The 20,881-nt window shown below is 26.8% G+C and carries 17 protein-coding genes; 6 read left to right on the top strand and 11 right to left on the bottom strand.

The window, feature by feature from the left end; all coding sequences use genetic code 4:
- Positions 1–12 precede the first annotated feature (12 nt).
- Positions 13–1,962 carry a DNA topoisomerase IV subunit B gene (gene parE / locus ESOMN_RS01775; RefSeq protein WP_024863249.1) on the bottom strand — a complete coding sequence of 650 codons (1,950 nt, stop codon included), beginning with the start codon at positions 1,960–1,962 and terminating at the stop codon, positions 13–15.
- Positions 1,963–2,683: 721 nt separating this feature from the next.
- Between parE and ESOMN_RS01770 the strand changes: the two genes are divergently transcribed.
- Together ESOMN_RS01770 and pnuC are read left to right on the top strand one after the other, a co-directional pair.
- Positions 2,684–3,739, top strand: coding sequence for a glycosyl hydrolase family 18 protein (locus tag ESOMN_RS01770; protein WP_034942290.1), 1,056 nt, complete (start codon positions 2,684–2,686; stop codon positions 3,737–3,739).
- Positions 3,740–3,959: 220 nt separating this feature from the next.
- Positions 3,960–4,868 (top strand): nicotinamide riboside transporter PnuC, encoded by a 909-nt coding sequence (gene pnuC, locus ESOMN_RS01765; protein WP_051445513.1) that lies wholly within the window; start codon positions 3,960–3,962, stop codon positions 4,866–4,868.
- 46 nt (positions 4,869–4,914) lie between these two features.
- Here pnuC and ESOMN_RS01760 read toward each other — a convergent pair whose 3' ends face one another.
- The 4 genes from ESOMN_RS01760 to udk form a co-directional block, all read right to left on the bottom strand.
- On the bottom strand, positions 4,915–5,376 hold the full coding sequence (locus tag ESOMN_RS01760) for a hypothetical protein (protein ID WP_024863246.1): 462 nt from the start codon (positions 5,374–5,376) through the stop codon (positions 4,915–4,917).
- 76 nt (positions 5,377–5,452) lie between these two features.
- Complete coding sequence (locus tag ESOMN_RS01755; protein ID WP_024863245.1) at positions 5,453–6,811, bottom strand: Sapep family Mn(2+)-dependent dipeptidase; 1,359 nt, start codon at positions 6,809–6,811, stop codon at positions 5,453–5,455.
- Positions 6,812–6,942: 131 nt separating this feature from the next.
- The gene (locus ESOMN_RS01750; protein ID WP_024863244.1) at positions 6,943–7,875 is read right to left on the bottom strand and encodes an ETX/MTX2 family pore-forming toxin; all 933 of its coding nucleotides are present in this window, start codon (positions 7,873–7,875) and stop codon (positions 6,943–6,945) included.
- A gap of 294 nt (positions 7,876–8,169) precedes the next feature.
- Positions 8,170–8,814 carry a uridine kinase gene (gene udk, locus ESOMN_RS01745; protein WP_024863243.1) on the bottom strand — a complete coding sequence of 215 codons (645 nt, stop codon included), beginning with the start codon at positions 8,812–8,814 and terminating at the stop codon, positions 8,170–8,172.
- A gap of 144 nt (positions 8,815–8,958) precedes the next feature.
- Here udk and ESOMN_RS01740 point away from each other — a divergent pair, with 144 nt between their 5' ends.
- From ESOMN_RS01740 to ESOMN_RS01725, 4 genes are all read left to right on the top strand, one after another.
- On the top strand, positions 8,959–11,760 hold the full coding sequence (locus tag ESOMN_RS01740) for a DEAD/DEAH box helicase family protein (protein WP_024863242.1): 2,802 nt from the start codon (positions 8,959–8,961) through the stop codon (positions 11,758–11,760).
- Positions 11,761–11,861: 101 nt separating this feature from the next.
- Positions 11,862–13,175 carry a DNA (cytosine-5-)-methyltransferase gene (dcm, locus tag ESOMN_RS01735; RefSeq protein WP_024863241.1) on the top strand — a complete coding sequence of 438 codons (1,314 nt, stop codon included), beginning with the start codon at positions 11,862–11,864 and terminating at the stop codon, positions 13,173–13,175.
- A 58-nt stretch (positions 13,176–13,233) separates the two neighbouring features.
- Entirely contained in the window at positions 13,234–15,660 is a 2,427-nt protein-coding gene (locus ESOMN_RS01730) for a DUF262 domain-containing protein (protein WP_024863240.1), read from the top strand.
- A gap of 103 nt (positions 15,661–15,763) precedes the next feature.
- Positions 15,764–16,384, top strand: a complete 621-nt coding sequence (locus ESOMN_RS01725) for a hypothetical protein (RefSeq protein WP_024863239.1) — start codon at positions 15,764–15,766, stop codon at positions 16,382–16,384.
- Between the two features lie 23 nt (positions 16,385–16,407).
- Here the strand turns inward: ESOMN_RS01725 and ESOMN_RS01720 are convergent, their stop codons facing one another.
- The 6 genes from ESOMN_RS01720 to ESOMN_RS01695 are packed head-to-tail and all read right to left on the bottom strand — an operon-like array spanning position 16,408 to position 20,873.
- Positions 16,408–17,043: a deoxynucleoside kinase gene (locus ESOMN_RS01720; protein WP_024863238.1), complete on the bottom strand. Its 636-nt coding sequence runs from the start codon at positions 17,041–17,043 to the stop codon at positions 16,408–16,410.
- A gap of 17 nt (positions 17,044–17,060) precedes the next feature.
- Positions 17,061–17,747 carry a 5'-methylthioadenosine/S-adenosylhomocysteine nucleosidase gene (gene mtnN, locus ESOMN_RS01715; RefSeq protein ID WP_024863237.1) on the bottom strand — a complete coding sequence of 229 codons (687 nt, stop codon included), beginning with the start codon at positions 17,745–17,747 and terminating at the stop codon, positions 17,061–17,063.
- Positions 17,747–18,859, bottom strand: coding sequence for a nicotinate-nucleotide adenylyltransferase (locus ESOMN_RS01710; protein ID WP_024863236.1), 1,113 nt, complete (start codon positions 18,857–18,859; stop codon positions 17,747–17,749). The genes mtnN and ESOMN_RS01710 overlap by 1 nt, the downstream gene beginning before the upstream one ends.
- Positions 18,849–19,709 carry a Cof-type HAD-IIB family hydrolase gene (locus ESOMN_RS01705; RefSeq protein WP_024863235.1) on the bottom strand — a complete coding sequence of 287 codons (861 nt, stop codon included), beginning with the start codon at positions 19,707–19,709 and terminating at the stop codon, positions 18,849–18,851. The genes ESOMN_RS01710 and ESOMN_RS01705 overlap by 11 nt, the downstream gene beginning before the upstream one ends.
- Positions 19,710–19,723: 14 nt before the next feature.
- On the bottom strand, positions 19,724–20,272 hold the full coding sequence (locus ESOMN_RS01700) for a tRNA (cytidine(34)-2'-O)-methyltransferase (RefSeq protein ID WP_024863234.1): 549 nt from the start codon (positions 20,270–20,272) through the stop codon (positions 19,724–19,726).
- Positions 20,265–20,873, bottom strand: a complete 609-nt coding sequence (locus tag ESOMN_RS01695) for a non-canonical purine NTP pyrophosphatase (protein ID WP_024863233.1) — start codon at positions 20,871–20,873, stop codon at positions 20,265–20,267. The genes ESOMN_RS01700 and ESOMN_RS01695 overlap by 8 nt, the downstream gene beginning before the upstream one ends.
- Between the last annotated feature and the right edge of the window lie 8 nt (positions 20,874–20,881).

Below are 20,881 nucleotides of genomic sequence, written 5' to 3'. Positions count from 1 at the left end.
ACTTCCTTTCTGTTATTTTGCAATTATTTTTGCATCGTTATCTAATAATTCGATTCCCTTATCTTCTAAAGTGAATTTAACATTTTCATCAATTCATTCTTTACGTTTTTCAGCATCTTCACCCATTAACACTTTAAAAGCTTTTTCAGCCGCTAAAGCATCATCAATCGTAACTAAAATCAACATTCTTCTTGCTGGATCCATGGTTGTTTCTCATAATTGATCAGCATTCATTTCTCCTAAACCTTTATAACGTTGAATTTCAAATTTTTTAGAAGTATTTTCCATAAAATCAGCTAATTCGTTTTCGTCTCAAAGATATTGAATCTTTTTGTCTGAGAAAGTAATTTTATAAAGTGGTGGTAAAGCAATATAAATATTATGATTAATAATCAAATCTTTCATATATCTAAAAAAGAATGTTAATAATAATGTTTGAATGTGTGCTCCATCAGTATCAGCATCAGTCATAATAATGATTTTTCCATAATTGATATCTTTAATATCAAAATCAGAACCAATTCCTGCCCCAATTGCAGTAATAATTGTATTAATTTCTTCATTTTTTAATAAATCAACTAGTTTAGCTTTTTCAGAGTTAATTACTTTTCCTCGTAAAGGTAAAATTGCTTGAAAAGTACGATCTCTCCCTGATTTAGCGCTTCCTCCAGCCGAATCCCCTTCAACTAAATAAAGTTCGTTGTTTTCTTTTTTACGACCTTGAGCAGGAGTTAGCTTACCTAACATGGTTTTACCTTTGATTTTACCTTTTGAATCACGAATTGCTTGGCGAGCTTTTCGTGCTTCATCACGGGCTTTTCTTGCTAATAAAGCTTTTTCAATAATCTTGGTTGCTTGAGCTTTATTTTCTTGCAATCAAAAGTTGAAATAATTATAAGTAATTGATTCTGTTGCAACTCTAGCTTCAACTGTACCTAATTTACCTTTAGTTTGCCCTTCATACTGAATTAAATTTTCAGGAACTTTAACTGTAACAACCGCAATTAAACCTTCACGTAAATCGTTAGAATCTAATCTTGGATCTTTATCTTTTAAAATTTTAGAAGATTTAGCATAATCATTCATTGCCTTTACTAAACCAATTTTAAAACCTGTGATGTGAGTTCCTCCATCACCGGTTTTAACATTATTGGCAAAACCTAAAACTGTTTCGTTATAGTCTTCAGTGTATTGCATACAAATTTCAACTTCAATTTTTGAATTTTCACCAGTTAAAGTTATTGGAGTTGTAATTGGTTTGAAATCTTCCGCTAATTCTTTAACAAATTCTTGTAACCCATTTTCAAATTGATATTCAATAAATTTATCGGCATGTTCATCTTTTAAAGTGATTTTTAAACCTGAATTCAATAATGCCGATTCTTTTAAACGTTCAGCGATAGTTGAAAAACTAAATTTAGTTGCTGAAAAGATTTTTTCATCAGGTAAAAAATTAACTGTAGTTCCAGTTTTGTAAGTATTACCAATTTCAGTTAAATCTTGAGCAAGTTTACCACCGTCTTTAAATTTGATTTCTCAAATTTTTTTATCACGATAAATGGTTATGTTCATTTTTGAAGATAAGGCATTAACTACCGATGATCCAACACCATGAAGTCCTCCAGAAGTTTTATATCCATCGCCACCAAATTTACCCCCAGCATGAAGAATTGAAAAAATAACTTCTGGAGTTGATTTTCCGGTTTTATGCATTCCAACAGGTACACCACGACCGTTATCACTAACAGTAACTGAACCGTTTTTTTCTAATATAACGCTAATTTCAGTGGCATATCCAGCAAGTGCTTCATCAATTGAGTTATCGACTATTTCTCAAACCAAATGATGTAACCCTTTAACATCTGTTGAACCAATGTACATTCCGGGACGTTTTCTTACAGCTTCAAGACCCTCTAAAACTTGAATACTATTTTCATTGTAATTATTTTTAATATCAGCCATTGAATCACCCTTTCTTAAACTAGTAGAAGATTAACTAAATAATTTATATTAATTATATAAAATTAAAAAGAAAAGTGATATTTTTTCCACTTTTCCACAATTATAAAAATATTATTTATTAAATTTTTATAAACATTTTTAAATAAATAAAATTAACAATAAATTTATTAACACAAATTTATTGTTAATTTTTGACAAACGATTATTTTATATTTATAAGTGCAAACAACATTTACTAAAATTTTCACTTTTCATTTTTTGTTTATTTTCTAAGTCATTTTAATAAAGAAATTATTTTTTATGGTTTGTTTAAAAGGTAGGTTAAGCTCTTGAACTGTAAAAATGTATTTAATAAAAGATTTGAAAAAAGTGGCAAATTTTAAAGCACTCAACAACAAGATATATTAAAAAATTAATGTTGTTTTTATTAACAAAATTGTGTAAAAAAACAATTAGTAATATTTAGTAATTATTTTAAATAGAACTAAAGATATTTCAAACATTGCTTATTTTTAAAAGATTTTTAACACAATTAGTGTTAAAAATGTTAAAAATGACTACTATATGTGTAAAAAATAAATATTTACTTTCCAAATTTTTAAAAAACACAGCTAATTTAAATTTTTAAATAACTAGAATGATTTAAACACAATTGCAAAAATATTTTTAAAATAAAATTAAGGTTTATATAAATAAGCCCCAAGAAATGGAGAACATTAAAATGAAAGTTTTATTATCTTTATTAAGTATTTCAGGAATTGGTGCCGGTAATGCCGCAGCACTTCTACAAAATCAAGATCAAAATATGAATCAAATCAAAAATGATAGTCTTTTGATAGGTTATTGACATAACTGAGATAACGGAGGCGGTTACAAGGGTGGTCTTGCTAAATACATGGATCTAACAGATGTTCCACAAGATTACGACTTTATTAATGTATCATTCTTAAAAGCAGCATATGGAAACAGAATTCCTGATTTTGTTCCAGCAATGCCAAATCGTGGAAATTGAACTCAAGCTCAAAAAAATCAGGAATTTAAAAATCAAGTTAAAATTTTACATGATCGTGGACAAAAAGTTATCTTGTCACTTGGTGGTGCTGATGCACAAATTTATTTGAAATCATCAGATTTAGAAGCTTTTAAAGCTAAAATTATTAGTTTGGTTAATGATTATGGATTTGATGGAATTGACATTGATTTAGAACAAAATGCAATTAATTACGCTGATAATAGAACCGTTATCCCCCAAGCTTTACGTGAAGTAAAAGATTATTTAAAAACCAAGAATAAATATTTCTATATAACAATGGCCCCAGAATTCCCTTACATGCATATTGGGGGAGAGTATATTCCATATATGGCTGGTTTAGAAGGTTATTATGATTGAATTAACCCTCAATTTTACAATCAAGCCGGAGATGGAGTAAACGTTTTCGCTGATGAACAAAAAGAATTGGGCTTGAATGGCTTGTGATGACTACCACAAAATAATGTTAAAAATAAAGCCGAATTTTTATACTTAATCAGTAAATACATTACAACAGGTAAAGATAATTTTTATCAAATAGATGCCGATAAATTAGTACTTGGTTTACCAGCAAATAATGATGCTGCAGCAAATGGGCAAGTTAAAGCTGGTGACATCAAAAAAGCTACCTCTTATTTAAAATCTAAAAATATTTATCTACGTGGAATGATGACATGATCAATCAATTGAGATAAAAACACTAATTATAATTTCGCAAATATTTACAAAGATGAATTTTATAAATAAAACAATATTATAAAAAACATTTTTTAAGATTAAATAATAACTAAAAAATAAAACCAGCATTTTATAGTGCTGGTTTTATAATTTTCAAAACTTATTTCAATATAAATGCTCCTAAGTGTAAATTACTAAACAAAGATGGTTTTATTATTGAATTTGAATAAAATATCATAGAATTAAATAGAATAATATAAATTTTATTTTCACTAACAAAGGAGAGATGATGACAAATCAAAATAATATCGATAATTTTAAGATAACCTTGAAAAAATATGGATTTTTAGGATGTAAAACTATCAAAAAGGAATTTTTAGAATTGAGCAAGACTTTACGAATAATTATATGTGTAACGATTGTGCTTTTTATTCTTACAGGAGTTTTTAATTTTACTGATTTAATCAATAACAATTATTCGCTAAATTTTTATAGTGCTTATGCAGCATTTAATAATAATGAGGCCTTTATTCCGATTCCTTGGTTAAATGCAATTCTTTCGCAAATGAATGTAATTTCATCTTCAGCAGGAATTCTTTCGTTAATTTTAATTTTAAAAGGAAAAATAAGTGGTTTCTTTTGATCAATGATAAATGTTCTTGGGTATGGTTTGTTTGCCTTAAATTTTAAATATGTTGGTGATGCTCAAATAATGTTATTGATTATGCCTGTTTCGCTAATTTTGGGATGATATATTTGAGCTAAAAACCCGGTTGAAGTCGAAGATATTAAATTAAGTAAAGAAAAAAAGATGCAAATTTGATTTTTTTCGGTTTATCTTTCGTTATTATTTCTAATAATTTGGTATTTTGAAATTCCGGCAATCACAAGTGCAATTAATCCTAACAACACTGCTACAACAATTGGAACTTGATTCGATTCTGTTACAAGTACATTTAATACAGTTGGAATCTTATTACAGGCTGTAAAAGTTCCGCAACAATGATACGCATGATTAATTGTTGATTTTTTCACAATTATTAAATATACGCCAGTTGTTAATGGTTGAGACCCAACAATTCTTCTTCAATATGTTTTTTGAACATTTTCAGCACTTGCTGGTTTATGATCATGAGAGATTAAAAAATGATTGTTTGTTAATAAATGGTTAAATAAAACTGAATTGTTAAATGTTTAAATTTAAAAAAACTTACAAAACAAAATTTTTGTAAGTTTTTTTAGCTTTATAGGAAGAAAATAATAAGAACAGAAGTTATAAAAAACACAATTTGAAATATGGAAATAAAAATTATTCTTTTTGATTTTCTCCTAAATATTTTCAAAGAATGTTCTATTTGATAATCGAGATGTCTTTCATAATTTTCAACATTTCAATTATCATAACTATCACTATAAATATTATGTTTTTTGTATTTTGTATTTTCTTCTTCATTTCTTTTTTTAAAAAGAGTTGGTAATTTAGGATTAATTAATAAAACTATTGAAATAAAAATAATTAAAAATACAGAAATAATTAAAACGATTTGGATTGTGTCAAATTTTTCTAAATTCGAGAAAGTGAATGCGATAATCGGACTTCACAAAACACTAAAAATAAACGTTAAAAAATTGATTTTTTGGTCAAGAACATTTTCTTGTCTTTTTACGAATTCTAATTCTTTTTCTTTAAGATCTAGTTCACTCATCTTTAATAACCTAACATCCTTTAAATTAATTTTACAATATTTTTTAAGGTTATTTTTTTCTTATTCGGTAATTAATCTAAGATTTTTCTAATTCAACAATCAAGTTAGCATAAACATTCAAAGCTCTTTTTAAGTTTTCTATATCAACTCATTCGTTATATTGATGAGCTGATGCATTATCTAAATTATCAATTATCCCACAAGCAATTAAATTAGGAACGACTTTAGCATAAGTTCCTCCACCCATTGGGAACGGTGGTAAATTGTTACCTGTAACTTTATTATAAACTTCGACCATTGTTTTAACAATTTTACGATCTTTTCTAAAGAAGATAGGTATTAAGTTGCCCTTAATAGCTACTTTCATTTTATAAGGTTCTGTTTTTTGCTCTAAAGGAGCAATTACATGAATTTGGTCTAATTTAGTTGCTGGAACTCTGAAATTAATTCCTAATTTATATTTATCTTTTTCTAATTTTATATACCCAATACATGCTGTTAAACCTCCTGTTTCATCAGTTAAGTCCCCAAATATTTTTTTGACATCATAACTATCAAAGAAATATTTACTTACAAATTCCGCTAACGGATGATGTATTTTAACTTCATCAATAGCTTTTAATAATCAAATTGCTGCATTAACTCCTAATTCAGGCATGCTTCCATGAGCGGGTTTTCCAAAAACATGTAATTCTGAATTAATAATTTGATTTTCAATTTTGTGTTTTGTTAGATATTTTGCTATTTCACCAGTTTTGTCACCATTATAAATAACGTGATCAATAACAACGTTGTAATCTTGAGATTCAATGCCTTTTCTGATTGTTAATGAAGAATTATATTTTCCGGTTAAATTAACATTAGATCAAGCTTTTTCGGCATAGACGCATGGGAAAACACCATCAGGGGTGAAACCAATCGTTGGAGCTCCAAAATCTCTAACATATTTTTTTAAGCAGCGCATTTCCTTTTCTTCATCTAAACCAAAGACAATTCTTATTAAATAATTCTTTGGCATTCAACCGTTATCCATTAAATATTTAAAGGCAAATAAAACCATGTAAGCTGGACCTTTATCGTCTAATGCCCCTCGAGCATAAATTTTGTCATCTTTAATAATGGGTTTGTATGGATGATGTTCTCATTTGTCAGGATTTGCAGCAGTCACCACATCAAGGTGTGGGGCTATCAAAAAAACATCACTGCCTTGCCCATATTCTAAAAAACCATAACTACCATCAGCATCTAAATGAGTTTTCAAACCTCATTTTTTAGCTAAATTTAAGGTATATTCCAAAGCTTCTTTGGTTTTTGCACCAAAGACAGCTCCTTTAACAGGTTCACCTTGTTCACTGGGGATTGCTAAAACTTTTAATAAATGTTCTAATGCTTCATCAAAATATTTGCTATTTAAAATGTTTTCATTAATTTTCATTTTATGCCTCCGTCTTAAAAATATTATATTCTTTTAAATTAGGTATTTATAAATTGAAAATTATAATGAACTTTTATAAAATCTTTTAAAACAAAAAAACACCAGCTTAGCTGGTGTTTAATATTTATTTGTTAATTTAAAACTACTTCTAAAGAATTTTCTAAAAGATCAACTTTAATTGGAACATTTAAATAAAACTTTACGTTATTATCATCACCTTTGTAATAAAACGAGTCGTTTTCACTTGGTTTTTTACCAATTGCCATGAATATACTATTGAAAAAATCGTATAGTTTTAAATCTAAGGCAAAAAAGGTGAAATTTTTATCTCCTGCTAATCTAGCTTTAAATCCAAAGTGTATTTTTATATCTCTAAAATTATAATTACCAAAAACTTCATGGTTAACGATATAATTATAACTATTTTTATTCTCATATAATTTAGAGGTAATTTTTCTTGTAGAGTGAGGTTGAACTAATATGGATTGCTCTGGAGAAGTCAAAGTTATATCAGTTGTAGTTGTTATTGAATGAGTGTATTGAATATTTAAATTTAATTTAAAGGTAAAAATTTTAATTGGAAATTCCATAATTACACCAGCATTACCCGAAGTTGTACTAGTTAAACTATTGGCGCGTTTTCATGAATAACCAGCTGATTTTAAAGTTTGGGGACTATCTGTATTATTTGTTAATGTATCTGTTTCTGTATGCACAAGATTCTTTTGAGAAGATAATAATTTTTCATGTTTTAAAATAGCATCTCCACCTGAAGGTGCCATTATCTGAAAAATATAAAAATCCAAACCTAATTCGTCAAGATAGGCATTTTGAAATTTTGAACTACCTTTGGCAATCAGTTCTCTAATATATAGTTCTACGTATTCTGACAAAAGATTTGGTACTGATTTGTAGTTTGTGTACGGATCATCATCAGCGGCTTTTTTTAGTAAATTATCATGTTCTTGATTATAAACAACAAGACTGTGTCTATTCAATTCTAAAGAACCGGCAGTTCCGGCTGCTATACTACTTGTTAATAAAAGTGGTAGTAAAAATTTCATACGTGTATCATCCTTCTCTCTTTATTTTTACTTCAAGTAAAAACGGCTTATAAATGATTTAATTTCGAAAGCAAAAGCTTAATAACTCTTGATTTCGCGATTATTATATTATTGTGTTTTCATTTAACAATGCTAAGCAAAGAAATGATTATTTTTTTTATTTTTTGATTTCCATTTTTTTATTATTCTATTTCCGATTTTCATTTTTTTACTATATTTAAATTAAAAAGACTTTTTTGTTTTATACAAACAAAAAAGTCTTTAAAAATTCATTTCTAAAAAAGAAAAAGCGAGTTAGTTATTTTCTTCAATAATAGCTTTGGCTTTTGTTGCTACCAAATCCATTGCTACCTCATTACCTTCATAATAAGGAACAATTAAATCAGCAACATCAATGCTTGGTTCAACAAATAAATCATGCATTGGTTTAACGGTGGTCAAATATTGATTAATAACATTTTCCAAAGTTCTACCACGTTCATGCACGTCACGTTGTAAACGACGAATAAATCTAATATCATCAGCAGTTTTAATGAATAACTTTAAATCACCATGATTTCTAATTTCAGGGATATGTAAAGCTAAAATTCCATCCAAAATAATAACATCCGCTGGCTCAAGAATCAAAGTTTTATTTGAACGCGAAAAAATTGTAAAATCATAAATTGGCACTTCAATTGCTTCGCGATTTTTGAATTTATTGATGTGTTCAACTAAAAGTTGGATGTCTAATGAATTAGGGTGATCAAAATTGATTTTTTTGCGTTCTTCTAAAGACATTTCGGCAAAATCTTTATAATAATTATCCATAGATCAATATCTTACAGATGTTTTGTTAGTAGCTGCTAATTCAGCTATTTTTTTAGCTAAAGTTGTTTTACCTGATGCTGTTCCTCCAGCAATAATAATAAAATAAACAGGTATTTTTTTCTCTCTCATAATAAACTCCACTAGATATTATTATAAATAAAATTTATAACAAACATTACTGTTATTTTTTAATTGATTTGTTTAGTTTTATATATGATATTTTTTATTCTAATGATTTATAATAGCAGAGTTATCTGTTAAACTGTTTATATTATGAGTATTGAAAGAAATGAATTTATTTCCAAGAAACTGGAAGCTCACTTACACCTTGCGAGTGAAGGAGCAATTGAGGTAAAAATTGTTAGTCCATTTATTTCTAAATTAGGGACTAAATTTTTGAAACAAATAATTGAAAACAATTCTTCAATTAAAAAATTAAAAATAATAACAACAACTTATGATGGAACATCAAAATTTTTAGACTTAGGTGCATTAGAGAATCTTTACAATAATTTTAAAAATAAAAACATTATTGAAATAGTCATTGAAAATAGTTATCAAAATAATATTGAAAGATTACACGCTAAGAATATGATTTTTATCAAACCGAATAATCTTTCTGTTGCTTTTGTAGGCTCGTCAAATGTAACCGATAAAGGTATGAACACAGGAAAAGAAACAAGTGTAAGAATAGATGAAGTTTTTAATCCTACAGTTTTTCATAACGCCAATAATTATTTTGATCAACTTTGAAATGATAGAGAAAATTTTTTTAGTATTGAAGATAGAGAAAAATTAAATTTAGCAATGAGTAAAAAAGAACGTTATGAAGTTCAAATTAAAAATTCTTTTTTAAAAAGACAACAAGAGTTAACCGATACTGATTTTCATAGTCTTCAATCCAAAAATGAAAGCAAAAAACTCTATGGTTATCAACAAAATGCAATTTGCAAAATTTTTGAAAACATTAAAAATGGAAATAACAAACATTTATTAGTTATGGCCACTGGAACAGGAAAAACTTTTACTATCATGAGTTTTATTGAACAATACTACAATAACCAAGATTATCATCAGAATAATGATTTTCCAAAAGTTTTATTTCTTGCGCCAAGAAACGAAATTCTTGAATCGAGCATCGAAACATTAAAATATAGTTTAAAAAATGTTAATGAATCATATATTTTTAAATTTTTTAGCAATTATAACAAAACCGAAAAGTATAATGGGGAATCATTTATTTTTTCAACATATCAATCAACAATTTTGAACAAAGATTGAATAAGTCAACAAGATTTTGATCTTTTAATAATTGATGAAGTTCACCACTCTGAAGCTGATGGCTTAAAAGAAATTATCGAACGTTTAGCAAATAAAACAAAACACTTGATCGGTTTAACTGCAACACCAGAAAGAACTGACGGCTTCAACATTTCCAATTATTTTGATAATAAATATGTATACGAAATAGGATTGCACGAGGCTATAGACAAAGGTTATTTGTGTGATTTTAATTATTATTTTATAAACGACGAGACCAATATTGAAGGGGTTGATGTCATTAATGATACTAAAGAACTGGCAAAACGTTTAAACAACAAAGAACGAAACAAATTAATACTTAAGACAATTAATGAACAAATTATCCCATATACCGAAGAAATAAAATCTGTTTTGTTTTGTATAAATATAGAGCATGCAAATGCAATTGCTGAATTTTTAAAATCTAACGACTTAAAAGCTGAATGTTTAAGTTCTCAAGATAACAACACTAAAAGAAGTGAAATTTTAGATAATTTCCAAAAAGGTAAAATAAATTTTTTATGCACAGTGAACATTTTAAATGAGGGGATAGATATTCCAAGTATTAATAGCGTTATTTTCTTAAGACCGACTCAATCCTTTTTAATATACTTGCAACAGCTAGGAAGAGGTCTGAGAAAATTTGATAACAAAATTTTAGAAATTTATGATTTTGTTAATAACGTGGATTTAAATATCAACAAGAAATATAATCCTTTCTTAATTCAAAAAGCGTTTTTCGGTGACAATAATACAGCACTTAGTGCAATTAAGGTTGCTCTTGAAAAAGATCAATTTAATACTATTGAAAAATGAATGCCAGGTGACTCAATTTTGCATTTATCAAAATTGAACAAAAAAACATTACTAGATAAAATTTCAGAGTACGGAAAATTGCAAAGTTTAGATTCAATTTTAAAGAACTATCAAAAAGGTGTTCTAGATTACGAAAAATACAAGAACTTTTTCAAAGACACACAATTAGCTACTTATGAATTATATAAAAAGAAAAAATCACTTTCTAAGAAAAATAGTAATTTTTCAAATTTTGGTAGTTATGACTACGATATACTTTTATCTTTTTCTATTTTTAATCACAAAAAAATTATTATTGAATTTTTAAAATTATTAGAAAACAAAACACACCAAAAAAGATTTGTGGTCGAAATGTTTATTTCATTTTTCTTCACCTCTAGAAAAGAAATTAATAAAAAATCTTGTTCAATTCAAGAAGCTTTAAAAGAAATTTTTTCTAAAAAAGAATTATTAAATGAATTGATATTTTTGCTTAATTGAAAATTGGAAAGTGAAATTTTATTAGAAAATAAAATAGAAGATTTATATGGAACTTATATCAATCAACTTCAAATGCAAGTTTTAATAGGAACTTATATAATTGGTGATAATATAGAAGCTAAATTAATTCAACGTGGTATTGAAATTGTTAATGATTCTGTATTTATTAAAGCAAGAGAACAAAATATTAACACCGCTTTTAAACATACTAATTTTTATGATTGAAATACTGGCGTTTTACATTGAGAATCTCCAGATGGTTGAAGAATTAACTGCGAAGTTAAAGAATATAAAACTTTAATTGAGCAATATAAACCTATATATGTTTTATGTAATAGTAAAAATTTATATGAAAAAACAGGAAACCCTAAGTATGGAATATTTTTAGGTAAACCAAAAAAAATCAAAATTATTAAAGAAGAAAAAAAATCAAACGGAAATTGAAATATTTTTTTCGAATTAACAATGAAGAACTAAAAGAATTTTCAAAACGCTTAAACCCTTAAGGGTTTTTTCTTTTGTCTATTGCAAAAAAAAAAAAAAAAGTTAAACTTTTTATTATAGAGGTAGCCATAACCATGAATAAAAAGTTGAAAGTTTTTGAAACGTTCGCAGGGATAGGGGCTCAACATAAAGCATTAGAAATTTTAAAGAAAAATAACACTTTAGATTATGAGATAGTAGGGACTAGCGAATGAGATGCTTGGGCAAATATTTCTTATCATGCAATTCATAATAATAATAAAAATATTGCTAAAGAATTAAGTGATGAAAAAATTGATAATTTTTTAAAAAAGTTTACTTTATCTTTAGACTCAAAAAGTCCGGCAAAATTTAGTTCAATCAAAAAATTATCAAGACAAAATAAAGAAATTTTATATTCTTCTCTTGTTTTAAACAATAACTTATCGGACATAACGAAAGTAACAGGTAAACAGCTCTTTGATACAACTAAAGGTATTGATCTTTTAACTTATTCTTTTCCTTGCCAAGATCTATCAACCGCTGGTAGTTTTCACGGTGGTAATCAAGGAATGAAAAAGGGAAGTGGAACAAGATCTGGTTTACTTTGAGAAATCGAAAGAATATTGAAAGAATTAAAAAAAATTGAACAATTACCTAAATTTTTATTATTAGAAAATGTTCGTAATATGCTCTCTAACGCACATATTAAAGATTACGAAGAATGGTTGAAGTTTTTGAATAGTATTGGTTATAACACACAAACATACGTTTTAAATTCAAATGATTTTGGGTCGCCACAAAAAAGAACACGTGTTTTTGGTTTAAGTGTTTTGAAACCTGATTATAATTTTGAGGATACATTTAAAGAAACTAAAGAAGTTATTGAAAAAAATAATCAACCAAAATCTGTTTCTGAAATATTTTCAATAACTAAAAAGCTAGATGAAATAATCACAACAAAATACACAAAAGACTTGTCTTTAAATTTAGATGAATTCATAAATTCTGTTCCAAACAATACATATTCAAGAAAAAAAATATTCGAAGACAATCCACATCTTTTTGTAAAAAATAAAGAAGAGTTAACAAAAAATATTAATTATCAAAAAATAAAGGATGGATATATGACATTAACAACAAGGACAATAACAACGAAACAAGATCGAAATCCTAACGCAGGAGTTATTGATATTTCTAACACAATAATCGAAAAAGAATTAATTAAAAGGGGTCTCAATAATAAATCTCGCTATAGATTTTTAACCCCTCGCGAATGCTTTATGTTAATGGGTTTTGAGTCTGAAGATTTTAATCGAGTTATAAAAGAAATTTGCAGAAAAGATATTTTACTAAGGCAGGCAGGTAACTCTATTGCTGTTAATGTTTTAGTGAGTATATTCATGCACATTAAAGAACAAAATAAATAAAAAAAATTTGAAACAAATAATTTGAAATATTTATTTTAAAACATAGAAAGGATTTAAAATGAAAACAAAAAATTTTGAATTTATTAAAAACTTAAATGATAAAGGCGACATTTTATATAATTTATATTCAGAAATTGAAGAAAATATAAACAATATAAATTGAAGTTTTAGGCAAAAATGCGGAATTGCATTAGAAGGTTTGGCAAAAATTGTTTTAAAAAAACCGTTAGATAAACCTTTTCTCATACAACAAGCAATTGAAGATATAAGAGGAAAACAAAATATTCCACCGGAAATTATGAATTCATTTAAAACATTACAATTGAACAGGAATATAGATTCACATTTTTTTGATGATGGTATATACAAAGAAGGAACGCAAACAATTAATCAAAAAATTAATTTACTTAGACAATTGTTTTATGTTAGCGCTTTTATGGTTAATGAATTTGTTGATTCTTTTGATCAAAAAGCAATTGCTTTTGGTGATTTTAAAGAAACTCCTTATTTTGAAAATATTTCTTCAAATATTAAAGAAATAGTTGAAGAAAAAGGCAGCGATAAACATGACGATAAATTAATTTTGATAGATAAACTATCTATTGCTGATTTATTGTTGAATAAAAAAATTTTCTTTTACATACCATCTTATCAACGCTCATATTCATGAAATAAGGAATTTTGTGAAGATTTAATAGAAAATGTATTACAAAATGGAAAAGTAAATGAATCGCAATTTTTTGGTTCTATAGCAATTATTATAGAGGAATGAAAAGACGACAACAAAAGAATTAAACTTATAGACGGACAACAAAGAATAACTACAAGTTTGATTATATTTAGAGTGATAAGAGATTTGCTTATAAATATTAATCAAAAAAATTTAATACTAGAAGATTTAAAAGATACCTTCGGAACTAAAGCACAATATAAAATCATTAATGACTCTGGTAATTATATCGAAGGAGATGCTCTGAAAGAACTTATAAAATATGATAAAGTACCATATGATGAAAAAAGTCAATATTTTAAACCCTTTAAAAAAACTAATGCTTGGAAAAATTATACTTCTATCTTTGATAAATTAAAATTACTTAATGAAGAAGAAATTGAAGGATTTTATTACTATTATGCTAAAAAGTATATTTTTTCGTGCATTGATTTCAAAAAAAACAGAGAACAAGAAATGGAAATTTTTGAAAATTTAAATTCAAAAGGTATGGAATTATCAATAATGGACTTGTGTAAAAATGCGTTGTTTCTAAAAATTGATAAAAAAGATTTCGAAGAACATGAAGATCTTATTGTTAATCTTTTCAATAAAAATTTAAATATATCAGAATATGAAAATAGATTGCCTTCAGAAGAAATAGAAGATAACAAAAAAAGAGAGATAGAAGAATCTTTTATATATACATACATAGTTTATGCTTTAAAAACAGATAAGCACAAACGAAAAGATAGAAGAAGTATGTTGAAATTTTTTACCCAAACTCTTAGTGGCGATAATTGAACTATCAACGAATTCGAAAAAAACATTAACAATTTGGGTAAATATTTTTCAATATTCTTGGAAGTTTGATTCGGAAGATATAAAGGACCTGATAGTTCATTATATGAATTTAGAAATTATATGGACGTTTTTGACAAAAAAGGCGCTTTGCTTTCGCTCTTGTTTTATATTTCTGATTTATTCGAAAAAAACTATGATCCTTATATAAAAAAAATCTTCTATAAAGACGAAAAATACGAAAAAATGAAAAATATATTTTTTGAAATAGAGAAATGAAGTTTTGGAGTTGTTCAATATAGGGGTGGACAATCTTCTGTTGGTGCAACAATAGCACTAACAAAATATATTGATTCAATCAAAAATAGAAGTAATTACTTTTTAGAATTAGATAAATATATAGGTAAATGATTCGGTGGTAAAGTCGGTGGTTTTGAAGAAAATGATAAAAGTATACCTAAAATAAGTATGGATTTTAAAACTCCTACAAGAGAAGAATTCATAAGTTCATTAATTGAAAAAAAACTAAAAGCACCAGTTAGAAAAACCTTTTTAAAAAGAATAGAAGAATACACATACAACCAAGGAAATAACAAGAAACAAATCGAATTTATTGATCCTTCTATCGAACACATAATTCCTCAAACTCTCTCTAGAGAATGAAAAAAATATTTAGTTGAAAATTCTGAAAATGAATATAACGAAAGCAATATTGAAGAAATCTCGACAAACAAAATAGATATGATAGGAAATTTGTTAATTTTTGATAGTAGTGAAAATACAAAAATATCCAATAAAATATTTAGTGATAAACAAAGATGGTATAAAAAATCTAACAGCATGTCAGCAAGAAATATAAATATAGTTGACAATTTTAATTTAACAAATATAGAAGTATTTTCTTTAAAACAATTAGACCATAGAACAGAGGCGTTGGCAACACTTCTTGCTGATACAATTTACAAATATGAATAAGATATATTTGGACCTACTTAATTTGTTAAATGAAACAAAAAATTATAAATTTTGAAATATAAAGACTTCTTTTCATAAACAAATAATAAGATTTGTTTGGCAAGTGAATAATAATGTTTTAGAAGAAGATAACTTTAGTTTTAACATTGTGAAGTATAGAAGCACAAATAAATATTCATTTTTAAAAAATAATGGAATTAATTTAACGCCGACGGAAGATGTATTAAATATTAATAGATCCGCTAGTGATTCTTATTTAACTCAAACTTTAAAAATATTAAGGTCGTTTGGAATTATCAAACCAGGATTACCATTTTACGAAAATGTAACTAATTGTTTTAAAAATGATAAAATTTATGAAAAATATGAAGTAACAGGAATTTATGAATATCGTAAAAATTTACAAAGTTTAAATAATAATAACGTTTTATCTAAGGTTTTCGAATATTTGCTAAATTTAGCAAATGAAAATAAATTTGAATCAAGAAGATTTGTTTATGGAATTATTTTAGGATGAATTATTTCTAAACTAGATTTTTCTAACGAAGATTACATAGAAATAATGAATGATAGCGGAAACAAAATAGAATGAGAAATACTAGAACTTAAAAAAGCTTTGGAAAATTCAAGTTATATATCGGCATGAATAGATGTTGTTGAAATGATTGCAATGAGAGATGAGCAAATAATAGAAGAATTGAAAAGAAAACTTTTTCTTAAATAAAAATATGCAAAATAGTTTTTTAATTATTTTGCTATTTTTTTAATTAACTTTAAAATCTTATTAACATAAATTTCTGGATTTTCAATATTTCCATCAATTAATAAAAAAGGCAATTTATCTTTTAATTTTTCATATCAATAATCATATTTCTTTACGAGTAATTTTCAAAATTCTTTATCAACTTTTAATTCTCTCTCGATTCCACGATTTACAATTCTTTTAATTGAAGTTTCAGGAGTAACTTTTAAATAAATTACTAAATCATAACCGTTAGTATTTTGTAAATTATTTGCAATTGACGGAACTACGCAATTTTCAAAATAATCAGAATAGACGTTTCAGTCAACTTCATTAATTCGTTGATTATCATAGTTGCAATGAACAAAAGTAATTGTATCCATAATGCCACGATCATAAATTACATTTTCGTATTTTAATGACTCTTTAAATTGTTGATATCTTGCAGAAAGCATATATATCTCACTTTTGTAAGTTGCTGCTTTTGCTAGTTCTAAATCTAGAGAATAACTATCTTCAAAATAAGGATTATTGGTGATGGGTTCTCAAAAAACTTTATAACTATTTGGTAAATTTTGTTTTAAATAATTAATAAGTGTTGTTTTACCTGCTCCAACTGTTCCATAAATTGCTATCTTCATTTTTTCTCCTAACTATCTTATTTTAAAATTAATTGTACTAATTCATTTAGCTTTTGAGCTACTTTTGGTAAAAACTCATCAAATTGTTCTTCATTGCTATTTTCTAAACCAATAACATCACTAACAATTTTAATTGCCACTATTGAAATATCAAATAAATAAGCCACTTGATAATATGCGGCACATTCCATTTCAACAATATGAGCTGTGAAAGGTAATTTAGAAGCATATTTTTGAACTTGTTCATAATTAGAAAAAAATCTATCACTAGTTGCTGTATTTGCTAAGAAAAAAGTTTGGTTTACTTGTTCTAATTTATAACCAATAGTGGCAATTAAATCTTCTGTGCCAAGAAAATATTTCGGCATTCTTGGAATTTGTCCATAAACATACCCAAAACCAGTAACATCAGCTGATGAATAACTGGCTTTTTCTATAAATAACAAATCACCTCTTTTGAAATCTTTATTAATAGCTCCTGCAGTACCCACATTTAAAACATATTCAACTGCTTGTCCATATTTGGTTAATAAATAAGTTAAACCAGTAGCTGCATTAACTTGACCAATTCCTGTTCAAGCAACTAGGACTTCTTTATCATTGCTAATATATTCTTGAATTAGAGAATTGATTACTGGTTTTAAGTTTAATGCCTTTTTTAAAGGTTCTAACTCTTCTTCCATTGCTCCGATTATAATTTTCATTATTCTCTAACTCCTTTAACTCAATAATCATATGTATGTTGCAACATTGATCCAATGCTATTTTTTCCATGTCTTTCAATCGCTACATCATATTGGTTTTTAACAAGCAGTTTGAAACCTTTAATTAAATCTTCAAAACAAATCTCTCTTAATTTTTCAACTTCAGAATAATTTCGTTCTGCAGATATCTTATCAGCACAAAAAACAATCATATCTAAAGGCGTCATATCGGGAGAACCCACAGTATGATTAAAAACCGCTTGAAGAATTTCTTGATCTTTAATTAATCAATCTTTTTCTAAATGCAATGATCCAGTAAATGAATGTCAAACAGGTAAAGGTTCATTAATTAAACCTGGAGTGTATTTCTTTAAATATCATTCTGCTTTTTGTTTGTCTCAACGTTTAGTAATATCGTGTAAAGTTCCGGCAACTAATGCTTTGTTTTCATCAACTCCATGTTTAATAGCTAATTTTTTAGCCATTTGACCAACATTTAAGCAATGAACAAATCTTTCATGATCCATGTGTTTTTCCATACGTTCTGATAAATATAAAAGATTGTAGTTAACATAATCATTGATTTGAGGAATTTGTTTATCAAGATGTTTTAAATCTCTAATATCTGTTGAAGATAAAAAATTATTGTTAAATTCAAAAACTTCTAAATTATATTTAGCAACAACATCTTTGTTGTATTTTTCTGATCTTAAAAAGACTTTAAAAGGAACTAAATTAATTAATTTGTCAAAATTATTTCATTTTTCAAAAGTATCTAATTGGTCTGATCCCATAATAAACGCAAATTCAAAATCATGATAATTTTCAACTAAATAAGCAACTGTTTCATAAGTGTAAGTTGGGCGATTATTTTGAATTTCATATTGATTAATACGAATAAAATGATGTTTTTTTTCAATGATTCTTAACATTGCTAAACGGTCAACAATCGGACTATGTTCTTTTTTCTTAAAAGGATTCAAATAAGCGGGAATCATTCAAACTTCTTCAAAATTTAATTTTTCGTGACATGCAAGAGCAATATTAACATGATCTGTATGAACAGGGTCAAAACTTCCGCCAAATAATGCTACACGCTTTTTAGTTTTCATTGTTGTCCTCAATCATTTTTTCTAGTTGTTGACCAACTCCATTTTGCTCTACACTTCCAATCACTTGGTAAGCAACTTTTTTTAGTTCGTTTACAGCATTGTTTACAGCATAACCATAAGTTACACCTTTTGTCATTTCTATATCATTATAATTATCTCCAAATGTCACTATTTTTTGATAATCTACACCAATTATTTTTGCAAAATGTTTCAATCCTGACAATTTGTTAACATTTTTTTTAACTATATTAAAAACACCAGGTAATGATTGCCCAAAATCAATTTTAGATAAATATTTTTTAAATAATTCATGAGCTTTTTGCTCAATTTTCTTATCAAGTGTATAAAAAATAATTTCAACAGGTTTAACTTCTTCATTTTTAATTGCTGTAGCAATTTCTTGTAAATTTGAATATGTAATTGTAGGAAAGTGATATTTTTTAGAAATTGTTTTCTTGTACTCTTTTCATTTATTCATTCGGACTGAATTAGGTGTTCCAACCATACTTCCTGGTTGATAAACTACCAAGTCTAAACCTAGTTCATGTCCTTGTTCAAATAGCTTAATACAAGTAGTTTTATCAATGTATTCTGCATGTAAAAATTCTCCAGTGTTAATATTTGTAATTAAAGCTCCATTACATGAAACAACAGGTAATTGAATTTTTAATTGTTTGGCAATTTTTTTGGAAGAAACATCTAAGCGTCCAGTTATAAAAGAAAAACGATAACCACTTTTTCTTTGGTATTTGACGATTGATTTAACTGTATCTTTAGCCACATCAAAACCACTGTCACAAATTGTGCCATCACAATCAGTTAATACATAATCCAATTTTTTACCAAACATTAGTTCTGCCCCTTTTAATCTTCTATCCCTTTTCAAGCACCACTTAATAAATAATCAGCACCTTTTTGAACTTCTTCTTTAGCTAAATCTAAATAATCCCATTGTCTCAAAACTTCATAAGCTGCAATTCCAACAGTATTAGCGATATTTATCGAACGTGCTTCAGGCACCATTGGGATACGAAAACAAGTTTCAATATTATCAATTAAAATTTGTTTTGGTATACCAGTTGATTCTTTACCAAACATTAAGAAAACGTCATCATTAATTGCTGCGAAATTAAAATCACTAATTGGCTTTTGTCCATATCTAGTCAAACAAAATAATTGCACTTGAGGATTTTTGTCTTGAAAATCATTTCAATCATCATATCTAATCGCATCTACGAATTTGTATTCATTAGCGCTGGGACGAGATAAATGACGATCATCATATGGGAAACCCAAAGGCTCAATAATGTGCAGTCTTGCATTAGTAGCTACACATGTTCGCATAATAGCTCCCATGTTTTGTGCTATTTCTGTTTGAAATAGCACAATATTTAATTTACGTTTATTAGTCATCTTTTTCTCCTTTTAAAAATTTGATTAATTGTTCCAATGCTAAATAACGAGCTGAAGTTTGGTTTTTAATATCTGCTCCCAACATTGAATATGGTTGTTTTTGACCATTTGGAATAAAAATATTGTCATAACCAAATCCTGATGGACTAGAAATCACTTTTGGTGATATTTGACCTTCCACTTTACCAACAAAATATTTTGTTTCAGTTGATTTTGCATCATAAAAAGCAATACAAGTTGTCATGTTGCAGGTTCATCTTTGATTTGGATACTTTTCATTAATTTTGTTGATTAAGGCTTGAGAAATTTCAGGATCATTAACCAGCGGATAAGCTCATCTTTTCGAATAAATTCCTGGAAAACCATCTAATAAATCAATGCATATCCCTGAGTCGTCTCCGATTGCAATTCCATTAACAAATTCAGCTAAATGTTTAGCTTTAATTAAGGCATTTTCTTTAAAGGTTGTTCCATTTTCTTCGATATCTTCATAACCTGGTAGATCTAATAAAGTTTTTACTTCATATTCATTAAAAATACTTTTATATTCCTTAGCTTTACCTTTATTTGCAGTTGCTACTCACAATGTTTTTAGACCCATACTCAACC

Origin of the sequence: Williamsoniiplasma somnilux (assembly GCF_002804005.1) — a bacterium.
Classification (GTDB): domain Bacteria; phylum Bacillota_I; class Bacilli_A; order Mycoplasmatales; family Mycoplasmataceae; genus Williamsoniiplasma; species Williamsoniiplasma somnilux.
This window is presented reverse-complemented; position numbering and strand designations above follow the sequence as displayed.